The organism is Fulvimonas yonginensis (assembly GCF_037137055.1).
GTDB lineage: Bacteria > Pseudomonadota > Gammaproteobacteria > Xanthomonadales > Rhodanobacteraceae > Frateuria_A > Frateuria_A yonginensis.
The window spans coordinates 182,829-193,712 of sequence record NZ_JBBBNY010000004.1; the positions used below are offsets into that span (position 1 = coordinate 182,829).

General features: G+C 71.0%; 13 protein-coding genes. 10 read left to right on the forward strand and 3 right to left on the reverse strand.

Translation table 11 applies throughout. The features are described from left to right. Positions 1-8 precede the first annotated feature (8 nt). From rpmG to WAT24_RS08460, 4 genes are all read left to right on the forward strand, one after another. The gene (gene rpmG, locus WAT24_RS08445) at positions 9-176 is read left to right on the forward strand and encodes a 50S ribosomal protein L33 (protein WP_267170299.1); all 168 of its coding nucleotides are present in this window, start codon (positions 9-11) and stop codon (positions 174-176) included. A gap of 133 nt (positions 177-309) precedes the next feature. Beyond that, a complete protein-coding gene (locus tag WAT24_RS08450) occupies positions 310-822 on the forward strand; it encodes a DUF3016 domain-containing protein (protein ID WP_336807405.1) in 513 nt (170 codons plus the stop codon). 37 nt (positions 823-859) lie between these two features. Further along, a complete protein-coding gene (locus WAT24_RS08455; RefSeq protein WP_336807406.1) occupies positions 860-1,405 on the forward strand; it encodes a DUF4166 domain-containing protein in 546 nt (181 codons plus the stop codon). Next, the gene (locus WAT24_RS08460; protein ID WP_336807408.1) at positions 1,395-1,802 is read left to right on the forward strand and encodes a thiol-disulfide oxidoreductase DCC family protein; all 408 of its coding nucleotides are present in this window, start codon (positions 1,395-1,397) and stop codon (positions 1,800-1,802) included. Before WAT24_RS08455 ends, WAT24_RS08460 begins: the two co-directional genes overlap by 11 nt. On the opposite strand, the gene WAT24_RS08465 is transcribed toward WAT24_RS08460, so the two are convergent. Next, entirely contained in the window at positions 1,799-2,893 is a 1,095-nt protein-coding gene (locus tag WAT24_RS08465; RefSeq protein WP_336807409.1) for a saccharopine dehydrogenase family protein, read from the reverse strand. The two genes, WAT24_RS08460 and WAT24_RS08465, sit on opposite strands and share 4 nt — an antisense overlap. Positions 2,894-2,966: 73 nt before the next feature. Beyond that, complete coding sequence (locus WAT24_RS08470) at positions 2,967-4,160, reverse strand: DesA family fatty acid desaturase (protein WP_336807410.1); 1,194 nt, start codon at positions 4,158-4,160, stop codon at positions 2,967-2,969. A gap of 138 nt (positions 4,161-4,298) precedes the next feature. Here WAT24_RS08470 and WAT24_RS08475 point away from each other — a divergent pair, with 138 nt between their 5' ends. The 6 genes from WAT24_RS08475 (at position 4,299) to mutM (ending at position 10,116) form a co-directional block, all read left to right on the forward strand. After that, positions 4,299-5,033, forward strand: a complete 735-nt coding sequence (locus WAT24_RS08475) for an ABC transporter ATP-binding protein (RefSeq protein WP_336807412.1) — start codon at positions 4,299-4,301, stop codon at positions 5,031-5,033. Continuing rightward, positions 5,030-5,785, forward strand: a complete 756-nt coding sequence (locus WAT24_RS08480; protein ID WP_336807413.1) for an ABC transporter permease — start codon at positions 5,030-5,032, stop codon at positions 5,783-5,785. The genes WAT24_RS08475 and WAT24_RS08480 overlap by 4 nt, the downstream gene beginning before the upstream one ends. Further along, positions 5,785-7,137: a GldG family protein gene (locus WAT24_RS08485; RefSeq protein ID WP_336807414.1), complete on the forward strand. Its 1,353-nt coding sequence runs from the start codon at positions 5,785-5,787 to the stop codon at positions 7,135-7,137. Before WAT24_RS08480 ends, WAT24_RS08485 begins: the two co-directional genes overlap by 1 nt. Next, entirely contained in the window at positions 7,137-7,622 is a 486-nt protein-coding gene (locus WAT24_RS08490; protein WP_336807415.1) for a hypothetical protein, read from the forward strand. The genes WAT24_RS08485 and WAT24_RS08490 overlap by 1 nt, the downstream gene beginning before the upstream one ends. A gap of 162 nt (positions 7,623-7,784) precedes the next feature. Further along, the gene (gndA, locus tag WAT24_RS08495) at positions 7,785-9,200 is read left to right on the forward strand and encodes an NADP-dependent phosphogluconate dehydrogenase (RefSeq protein WP_336807416.1); all 1,416 of its coding nucleotides are present in this window, start codon (positions 7,785-7,787) and stop codon (positions 9,198-9,200) included. A gap of 88 nt (positions 9,201-9,288) precedes the next feature. Continuing rightward, on the forward strand, positions 9,289-10,116 hold the full coding sequence (gene mutM / locus WAT24_RS08500) for a bifunctional DNA-formamidopyrimidine glycosylase/DNA-(apurinic or apyrimidinic site) lyase (protein ID WP_336807417.1): 828 nt from the start codon (positions 9,289-9,291) through the stop codon (positions 10,114-10,116). A gap of 28 nt (positions 10,117-10,144) precedes the next feature. On the opposite strand, the gene WAT24_RS08505 is transcribed toward mutM, so the two are convergent. After that, positions 10,145-10,846, reverse strand: a complete 702-nt coding sequence (locus WAT24_RS08505; protein WP_336807418.1) for a 2OG-Fe(II) oxygenase — start codon at positions 10,844-10,846, stop codon at positions 10,145-10,147. Between the last annotated feature and the right edge of the window lie 38 nt (positions 10,847-10,884).

Genomic DNA, 10,884 nt, shown 5'->3' on the forward strand with positions numbered 1-10,884 from the left:
ATTGAACCATGGCTAACAAGACCCAAGACAAGATCCGCCTGATCTCCTCGGCCGGCACCGGCCACTTCTACACCACGCAGAAGAACAAGAAGAACACGCCGGAGAAGTTCGAGTTCAAGAAGTATGATCCGGTGATCCGCAAGCACGTGATCTACAAGGAAGGCAAGATCAAGTGATGCAAAGAAGCCCGCCCCTGTGGCGGGTTTCTTTTTGCGCCTGCGGAAGGCCTCCCCCGGCCCCCTGCGCCACGGCGTATGCTCGACGCTGCAGCGCGGCTGCGGACAGGCCGCGCACCTCCGGAGAGCCGCCATGTCCCGTTTTCGCCCGCGCCCAACGCTCGCCCTGGTCCTGCTGCTCGCGACGGCCGCGCACGCGGCCGACCCCGCTCCGGTCACCGTGCGTTTCGACCACCCCGGGAATTTCACCGAGACCCGCGAGGTGCACGCCTTCGCACCCTCGGAGTCCGGTAACGACTACCTCGACACGCTCGCCCGCTACATCGAGCGGCGCGCCGCCAGCATCCTCGCGCCCGGGCAACACCTGGAGATCGTCGTCGAGGACGTCGACCGCGCCGGCTCCTACCTGCCCTCGCTGGGTTCGCTCCATCCGGTCCGCATCGTCGAGGATCTGTATCCGCCACGCATCCGCCTGCGTTTCCGCCTGTTCGACGAACACGGCGCCGTGATCCGCGAAGGCGAGCGCAAGCTGACCGACCTGGCCTTCCTGCAGGACGGGGCGGTCGCCGGCCGCAACACCGACCCGCTGCGCTACGAGAAACGGTTGATCGACCGCTGGCTGGCCAAGGGGCCCCAAGGGCTTTGAGCCACGCGAGCGCCCACCACGCATCGGGACACGCGCCATGACGACGCCCACGGCGCTTTTCCCCGCCCTGCTCGCGGCCGACTGGCACGCGCTGGCCGCTCCGGTGCAGCGCGTGCACGGTGCCGCCGCCTGCATGCGCGCACGCGGCATGGCCGAGGTCGAAGGCGCCGCGCATCTGCCCGCGCGCTTGCTGCGTCGATGGCTGGGTTTGCCTGTGCCGGGCCCGGCACAGACGCTTGAAGTGACGATCGAACGACAGGGGCGCACGGAGACCTGGACCCGCCGCTTCGCCACCTGCCGCATGCGTTCGCAGCTCACCGGCGCGGAAGATGGCTACCTGCACGAAACGCTGGGGCCGGTGCGGCTGCATTTCGAACTGCGTCGCGACGGCCAGGCGATCGACTGGCGGCTGCGCGGCGGCCGTCTGTTCGGACTGCCGCTGCCACGCGCCTGCTTCGGCCGCGTAGCCTCGCGAAGCGGTGCCGAGGGCGACCGCTACACGTTCCACGTCGAGACTCGGTTGCCCTTGCTGGGCAGGCTCGTGGCCTACCGCGGCTGGCTGGAGCCGGTGGATGCGCGCTGAGATGCCCGTGATCGTCTTCGACGGCGTCTGCGTGCTGTGCAGCCGCTGGGTGGAATTCGTGCTGAAGCACGACCGCGCCGGCCGCTTCCGGTTGGCCGCCATGCAGGGGACGCAGGGGCGGGCACTGCTGCAGGCGCATGGCCTGTCGGCCGACGACCCGGCTTCGCTGCTGCTGGTGCAGGACGGCCACGGCTACACCGACACCACGGCGATCATCCGCGTGCTGCGCCGGCTCGGCGGCCCGTGGCTGGCCGTGGCCACACTGCTGCGCCTGGTACCACGGTTCTGCCGCGACCCGGCCTACCGCTGGATCGCCCGCCGTCGCTACCGCCTGTTCGGCCGCCGTGCGGCCTGCCGCATTCCCGATCCGGCACAGGCCTGGCGCTTTCTGGACTAGCCGATGCGCTCGATGCCGGTGCGCAGCGCATAGCCGGCAAAACCCGCCTCGATCCGCTCCAGCGGAAGCAGGCCCATGCACGGCATGGCGCCATGGGCGTCGACTCCCCCGTCCGCGAGCTGCTGGGCCAGCACCACGGCGGGCGTGACGGGCACCTGCGGACCGTCGCCGGCGTCGGCATCCAGCCACCAGCGCAGGCACAGGGCCTCGCCCGCCGGATCGGTCCCGGATACCTCCACCACCATGCCGCCGATGTCCGTGCCGAAGCCGACGAAGCGCTCACTGAAGCGGCGCAAGACAGGCGCGCATCGGGCCAGGTCGCGGATCAGTCCGAGCCGCACCAGGCCGGCGGCGCACCAGGTACCCGCCTGCAGCAATGGCAACTCCAGCCCCGCACGAAACAGCACCGTGCGTATGCCTGGGTAGCGCGCCGGGAACAGATCGAGATCGGGTACCTCGCACACGCCCACACGACGGCGGCCGAAGGGGAAGGATTGCCGCTTGCCGTCCATCCAACCATGCGCGTGCTGCCAGCGCCCATCCCGCCAGACGCGGATCGGCCGCCCGCAATAGCCGAGGATCGATGCGACCGTGGCGTCCCCGCGCGGCGTGCGGTTGCCGGGGCTGATCGCATGCTCGATGCGTTCGATGCGACCGAAACGCGGCAGCAAGGCATCCACGACGGCGGCGCTGAGCGCGGGTACGCTCGACGCCCCGCTGACCAGCAGCCGCCCGGTGCGCCGCGCGCGCTCGTCCAGTCTCGTGATACCGCACACGAAGGCACGGCCGTCAGCCAGGTCCAGGTAGTCGCTGTCCACCGCCAGACAGGCTTCGGCCACGCGGTAGTCCTGACCTTGGAAGGGCCCCGCCGTATGGATGACCAGTTGTGGCTGCAGGCGGCCCAGATGTGCCGCCGCATCCGATCGTTCCATGTCGAGCTGGGCGATGTCGACATGGCGGCCGATGCTGTCGCGCAGCGCTTCCAGGGGCGCCAACCGCCGGCCCGCAAGGACCAGCGAAAACCGCACGTCCTGCGCCAGCCGCCGCGCGATGCGCGAGCCGAACACGCCCGTGGCGCCGATCACCACCACCCGCAATGCCATCGCCGCTCTCCAACAAAAAGCCCGCCAGGAGGCGGGCTCTTCGTCATTCTACGGCGGGCGGTCAGGCGCCAGCGAGCGAATACCCCTTCAGGCGCGCGGCGAACTCCTGCAGGGAGCGGATGCCGCTCTGCTCGGCCTCCGTCACCCACTGCTGCAGGCCCTTGAGGGTCTGCTCGGCGCCGCGCTGCTCCATCAGTGCCGCCAGGCGGGCGCGGAAGTCGCACACGGTGCGCAGGGTCGGGCGCTTGGCCAGCAGGGCCTGCAGCTTGGCGCTGCCGTCCTTGTCCAGCCAGCGGCCGCCGTCGGCCAGCGCGCGGCGCAGGCGACGCGGCATCGACTTGAGGTTGTCGCCGGCGTGGGCGGCTTCCTCGCGCAGGGTCGGCACGATCACGCCGCGGTAGTAGTCGGTCATCGCCTGGAAGCGGTGGGTCAGCACGGCCTTGAGCGTCTCGGCATCGGGCAGGTGCACGTTGGGGCGGATGTCCAGCGTCGGCGCCACGCGCAGCACCTTGGCCAGGCCCACCGCGCGCAGTGCGCAGATCACCGCCCAGCCGATGTCGAACTCCCACTTGCGCAGCGCGAACTTGGCCGAGCTGGGGAAGGCGTGATGGTTGTTGTGCAGCTCTTCACCGCCGATCCAGAAGCCCCACGGGATCAGGTTGGTCGCGGTGTCGGCGCTCTCGAAGTTGCGGTAGCCCCACCAGTGGCCGATGCCGTTTACGAAGCCGGCGGCCCAGAACGGGATCCAGATCATCTGCACCGCCCACAGCGCGGCGCCGATCACGCCGAACAGCGCCAGGTCGACGATCAGCATCAGTGCCGGGCCCCAGTACGGGTGGCCGGTGTAGAGCTTGCGCTCGATCCAGTCGTCGGGCGTGCCGCGGCCGTACTTCTCCAGGTCCTCCTTCACTTCGGAGGCATCGCGATACAGCGAGACGCCGTCCCAGAAGACCTTCTTGATGCCGTAGATCTGCGGGCTGTGCGGGTCTTCCGCGGTCTCCACCTTGGCGTGGTGCTTGCGGTGCACCGCCACCCACTCCTTGGTGACCATGCCAGTGGTCAGCCAGCCCCAGAAGCGGAAGAAGTGCTGCACGACCGGGTGCAGGTCGACGCCGCGATGGGTCTGGCAGCGGTGGTAGTAGATGGTGACCGTGAAGATGGTGAGCTGCGTCACCACCAGCGTGTAGATCAGCATGGTGAGCCAACCGGCGTGGGTCACGCCGTTGGAAAGGAAGGTCAACACAGCATCGAGCATCGGAAAACACCAGGGGAGTTGGAAAGGCAGTCTATCGGAGGGGTTTCCGTACCCGCCAGCATGGCCCATCACGTTTCAGGCATGCGTGAAACGTGGCCCGCTGTTGTGTAAAGGTGGGGGCGCCGTGACAATCAAGCAATGACTCTGCCACAACCCCTGTTAAAGCTTGAGCAAGTCAGCCGCCGCCGCGCCGGGCGGCCCGCCGTGGAGGCGCTCAGCCTCGCGCTCGAGCGTGGCCAGGTGCTGGGGTTGCTGGGCATCAACGGCGCCGGCAAGTCGACCACGCTGGCGATGATCGCCGGTGCGCTGGCGCCCGAGCGCGGCCGCGTCCTGCTCGACGGCCAGGAGCTGGCCGAGCACCCGTCGCTCGCGCGCCGCCTGGTGGGCTGGCTGCCGGAACGTGCCCCGCTGTGGCAGGAACTGACCGTGGGTGAACATCTTGACGCACATGGTCGCCTGCGCGGGCTGGACGGCAAGGCGCTCGGGCAGGCACGCGCGCGCATGCTCGAGCATCTGGAGCTGGCACCGCTGGAACGGCGTCTGGCCGGCGTACTCTCGCAGGGCCAGCGCCAGCGGCTGGGCCTGGCCTGCGCACTGCTGCACCAGCCGGCGCTGCTGGTACTGGACGAGCCCGGCAACGCGCTCGATCCGCTGCAGCTCGCCGCGCTGCGCGCACTGATCCGCGAACAGGCGGCCGCCGGCACGGCGGTGATCCTGTCCACGCACGTGCTGACGGAAGTCACCGCCGTGTGCGATCGGGTCGCCATCCTGCACGAAGGTACCCTGCGCCACGAGGGGATGCTGGCGAAGGACGACCACGCTGCGCTGGAGCGGCGCTTTTTCGGCATCGCCACCGCCCGGGCCGCCGCATGAGCGCACTGGCGGTGACCCGGCTGGAACTGCGCCGGCTGTTCGTGCGCCCGCTGGCCTGGGTGGTCGGTGCGCTGACGCTGGCCTGGCTGGCGTGGAACTTCACCCTGTTGCTGGGCAGCTTCCTCGCCGCGCAGGTGCGCCTGGCCGCGCTGCCCGACGGGCCGGGCTACACCGACCTGGTCGCGGTGCCGCTACTGGCCAAGCTGGCCGAGCTCGCCTTCCTGGTGGTGCCGCTGCTGTCGATGTCCGCGCTGGCCGGCGAGCGCCGCGAAGGGCGCCTGGCGCTGCTGCTCGGCATGGGCCAGTCGCCCACGCGGCTGGTGCTGGGCAAGTACCTGGCGCTGATGGTGTGGCTGTTGCTTTGGCTGGCGCTGACCCTGGCGATGCCGACGGCGCTCGCGCACGCCACCGCACTCGACTGGGGCAAGCTCGCCGCGGCCGCGCTCGGCATGGCGCTGCTGTTGGCGGGGCTGTGCGCGCTCGGCCTGGTCTGCTCGGCCTTCGCCTCGCATCCGGCCATCGCGGCCGCGCTGGCGCTGGTGCTCACGCTGGGCCTGTGGGCGGTGAATCTCGGCGCGCAGCTGGCCGGGGTGAGCGGCGGCGCGATCAACTGGCTGGCGATGAGTTCGCACCTGCAGCCGCTGCTGCGCGGGCTGGTCGCCAGCCCGGACGTGGCGTGGTTCGTGCTGCTGACGGCGGTCTGCCTGGCGCTGACGATCCGCCGCGTCGCCGCCGAACGGGAGCGCGGCTGATGCGTGCCCTGCTGGGACGTCTGGACGTGTGGCTGTTCGCGCTGGCGCTGCTGGCCGGCGCCGGCGCGCTCGGCTACCTCTCCACCCGCTACGCCGTGATGTCCGACTGGACCGCGGGCGGGCGCGCCAGCCTCTCGCCGGAAAGCCGCGCGGTGCTGGCCGCGCTGGACGGGCCGGTGGAGATCGTCAGCTACGCCAACCCGCAGGGCGACCTGCGCCAGACCATCGCCGGCTTCATCGAACGCTACCGGCGGCTCAAGCCGGACCTCACCCTGCGCTTCGTCGACCCGGAACAGGACCCGGCGAAGATGCGCGCGCTGGGCATCACCGTGGACGGCGCGATCATCGTGCACTACCGCGGCCGCGAGCAGCGCCTGGACGAGCTGTCCGAGCGCAGCCTGACCAATGCGCTGGTACGCCTGACCCGCAGCGGCGAACGGATCGTCGCCTTCGTCACGGGCGACGGCGAACGCCGCGCCGACGGTCAGGCCAACGCGGACCTGGGCACCTTCATGGCGCAGCTGGAAAGCCGCGGCATGCGTGCGGTGCCGCTCAACTTCGCGCAGGTGACGGCGGTGCCCGAGCACACCGACCTGGTGGTGCTGGCCAGCCCCACGCTGCCGCTCGCGCCCGGCGCGGTACGCGCGCTGGTCGACTACCTCGGCAACGGCGGCAACCTGCTGTGGCTCACCGAGCCGGCCGACAGCGACCTCAACCTCGAACCGCTGGCCGACGCGCTCGGCCTGCGCGTGCTGCCGGGCGTACTGGTCGACGGCGGCGGCGCGGCGCTGGGCCTGAAGGACCCGCGCCTGATCGCGCTCGGCGCCTATCCGGCGCACGCCATCACCCGCGGCTTCGTGCTGACCACGCTGTTCCCGCAGGTGGCGGCGCTGGCCCAGGTCAACCGCAACGACTGGGCGGTGCAGCCGTTCCTCGCCTCCGGACCGCAGAGCTGGACCGAGTTCCAGCCGATCGACAACGCAGCGAGTTCGACCATCCGCTACGATGCGGCCGCGGGCGAGCTCAAGGGACCGCTCGACTTCGGGCTCGCCCTGACCCGCCTCTCGCCCAGCCCCGACAAGAGCCAGCAGCGCGTCGCGGTGATCGGCGACGGCGATTTCCTCTCCAATACGTTCCTGGGCAACGGCGGCAACCGCGCGCTGGGCGAGCGCGTGTTCGACTGGCTGCTCGGCGACGACGCGCTGGTCAGCCTGCCCCCGCGTGGCGCGCCCGACCGCGTGCTGACGATCTCGCAGACCGAGCTCAACGTTCTGAGCCTGGGCTTCCTGCTCGGGCTGCCGCTGCTGCTCGGCATCGGCGGCGCGCTGGTGTGGCGCCGGCGCCGGCGCTGATGCGGCGCGCGGTCCGCCAGCGCTGGCTCGTGGCCGGTATCGCCGTCGCGCTGCTGGCGCTGGCCGCGGTGCAGTACCTGCACGACCGCCGCGACGCGCCCGGCACCCTGCTGGGGCTCGATCCGTCCGGCATCCGCTCGGTGGTGCTCACGCTGCCCGGCCATCCGCCGGAGACCTACCGCCGCGCGCGGGGCCACTGGTGGCGGGCCGACGGCCGGCCGGCCGACGAGGGCCGGCTGCAGGAGCTGACCGAGATCGCCCAGGCGCCCGTGGCCGGCTGGCGCCCGGCATCCGCCTTCGACCCGGCCAAGATCGGCCTGGCGCCGCCGCTGGCGCAACTACGGCTGGACGGACACACGCTGGATTTCGGCACTACCGCGGTGACCGGCCCGCTGCGCTACGTGCGCGTCGACGGACGCATCGCGCTGGTGCCGCTGCGCTACACGCCGCGCCCGTCCACTCGGGACGCCGAACGCATCCACTGAGCCACCCGCGGCAGCGAGCCTGCTCGCGATGTTCTTCGCCCCGACGTGACGGCGCCGCCGGGAGCATCGCGAGCGATGCCCGCCGGGACATGCGTGGGGCGCTTGCGGCGGGTCGGATGCGGGCCCATATCGGGCGGATCGGTGTTTGGAAAGGAGTGCGCGATGAGCCAGCAGGTGATGGGCGTGTTCGGCATGGGCGTGATGGGTCACAGCCTCGCGCTGAACATCGAGAGCCGCGGCCATGCGGTATCGGTGTACGACCACGACCCTGCCTTCACCGACCGGGTGATCGCCGAGCATCCGGACCGGCGCCTGGTGCCGTTCCGCGATCTGGGCACCTTCATCGCCTCGCTGGAACGTCCGCGGCGGATCCTGCTGATGATCAAGGCGGGCGCGCCGGTGGACGCGATGCTGGAGGCGATGAAGCCACTGCTGGAACCGGGCGACATCGTGATCGACGGCGGCAACAGCTACTACCAGGACACCATTCGCCGCGAACGGTCCATGCAGGCGGCCGGGTTGAACTTCATCGGCTGCGGCGTCTCCGGCGGCGAGGAGGGCGCGCTGAACGGCCCGTCGATCATGCCGGGCGGGCCTCGCGAGGCGTACGCGAAGGTCGAGCCCATCCTCACCGAGATCGCGGCGCGCGCGCCGGACGGCACGCCGTGCGTGGCCTGGATGGGCCCGAACGGCGCCGGGCACTACGTGAAGATGGTGCACAACGGCATCGAGTACGGCGACATGCAGCTGATCGCCGAGAGCTACGCCGTGCTGCGCCAGGTGCTGGGCCTGTCCAATGCCGAGCTCGCGCAGGTCTATGCCCAGTGGAACGAGGGCGAGCTGGACAGCTACCTGATCGGCATCACCGCGCGCATCTTCACCCGCCAGGACGCCGATACCGGCCACGCGCTGGTGGACATGATCCTTGACCGCGCCGGGCAGAAGGGCACCGGGCAGTGGACCTGCCAGGACGCGCTGGAGATGCGCGTGCCGCTGCCGCTGATCACCGAGGCGGTGTTCGCGCGCGGCCTCTCCGCGCAGAAGGACGAGCGCGTCGCCGCCAGCCGCGTGCTGATCGGGCCGGCCGCCACCTTCGCGGGCGATCGCGCGGCCTTCGTCGAGGCGGTGCGCCGCGCGCTCTACCTGGGCAAGCTGATCTCCTACGCGCAGGGCTTCGCCCAGCTGCGCGCCGCCTCGCAGGCGCACGCCTGGGACCTCGACTACGCCACCATCGCCAGCATCTTCCGCGCCGGCTGCATCATCCGCGCGGGCTTCCTGCAGCGGATCATGGACGCCTACACGCGCGAGCCCGGCCTGGCCAACCTGATGCTCGACCCCTACTTCGCCGACGTCGCGGCGCGCTACCAGCAGGCGTTGCGCGAGGTGGTCGCCACCGCGGTGACCTGCGGCGTGGCCACGCCCTGCCTGGCCTCGGCGGTGGCGTGGTTCGACGGCTACCGCAGCGAGCACCTGCCGGCCAACCTGCTGCAGGCGCAGCGCGACTATTTCGGCGCGCACACCTTCGAGCGCGTCGACCGGCCCGGCACCTTCCACGTCGACTGGGAATCGAACACCTAGGTGGGGGCGAGCTTGCTCGCGACGCCGGCGCAGACTCGAAGCGAAGAACGAAGAGCGTCGCGAGCAAGCTCGCTCCTACAATTCCCGCATGCCTGAATTGCCTGAAGTCGAAACCACCCGCCGCGGCATCGCCCCGCACGTGGAGGGCCGTCGCGTCGCCGCCGTGATCCTGCGTCGGCCGGACCTGCGCTGGCCGATCCCGCGCGAGGTGGGCGAGCTGCTGCCGGGTCAGCGCATCGACGCGGTGGAGCGGCGCGCCAAGTACCTGTTGCTGCACACCGCGGCCGGCAGCGCGCTGATGCACCTGGGCATGAGCGGCATGCTGCGCGTGCTGCCGCCGGATGCGCCGCTGGGCGCGCACGACCACGTGGACATCGCGCTCGCCGCCGAAGCGAGCCGCCCTGCCCGCGTGCTGCGCTTCACCGACCCGCGCCGGTTCGGCTGCCTGCTGTGGCAGCCACCGGGACAGGTCCACGCACTGCTCGCCGCACTCGGCCCGGAGCCGCTCACCGAGGCGTTCGACGGCGACCTGCTCTGGCATCGCTCGCGCGGACGCGGCGCCGCGGTGAAGCTGTTCCTGATGGACAACACGGTGGTGGTGGGCGTGGGCAACATCTACGCCAGCGAGGCGCTGTTCGCCGCCGGCATCGATCCGCGCCGCGCCGCCGGCAAGGTCTCGCGCGAGCGCTATGCGCGGCTCGCCGCCGAGGTCAAGCGCATCCTGGCGTGGGCGATCGAGCGCGGCGGCACCACCCTGCGCGACTTCCTCAACCCCGATGGTGCGCCCGGCTACTTCTTCCGTGAACTCAACGTCTACGGCCGCGCGGGCGAGCCGTGCCGGGTGTGCGGCACGGCCATCCGCCAGGTCACGCTGGGGCAGCGCTCGACCTTCTGGTGCCCGCACTGCCAGCGCTGAGCGGAGCCTGTCCCGCGAGGGCGCGCCTTCAGTGCGCGCCGAACAACTGCTCGGCGCGCTGGAACAGCACCCAACTGGTGGCGATGAACTTGTCCCCGCCACGCGGGCGGTTGCCACGGTGGGTGTGCGTGAAGGCCGCCGGGGCGAGCAGCAGAGTGCCGGTGCGAGGCGTGATGCGGCGCTGCTGGTACAGGAACTCCGTCTCCCCGCCTTCGAAGCCGTCGTTGAGATAGAGGGTCCACAGCAGGTGCCGGTGCAAGGTCTCGGCCGACCGATCGCGCGGGTAGAGCTCGCAATGCCAGTACGGGTAGCCGCCGCGGTCGGCGGCATAGCGCTGCAGGTTGATGGGGCCGGGCCGGAACGCCGTTTCCACCAGCGGCGCCAGTGCCGCGTCGTCCATGGCCTGCAGTCGCTCGGGCGTGAGTCGTCGGGGTACGCCGTCGGGGCCATGCACGTGCAGCATCAGCGGCGCCACCAGCGCATGCGGGTAGCGGCGCAGGTACTCGAGCAGGCCGGCGAACACCGCCTGGTTGAGCAGTGCTTCGGCGTCACGCCACTCGGCAGGGCCGCTGATGGCCAGGTCCTCGCTGTCCTTCAGCTCCGGCAGCAGGCCGCCACCGACACGGCCCGGCCGGCGTCCGCAGCTGGCGCCGAAGCGCTCGACCAGCGCCTGGCAGGTCGCCGCCGGCAAAGCCTGCGGATACACCCCGATGAAGTCGTCCGCCGCCATCGCAACTCCCGCGCCCCGAGAGCAGCATCCTCGCATGC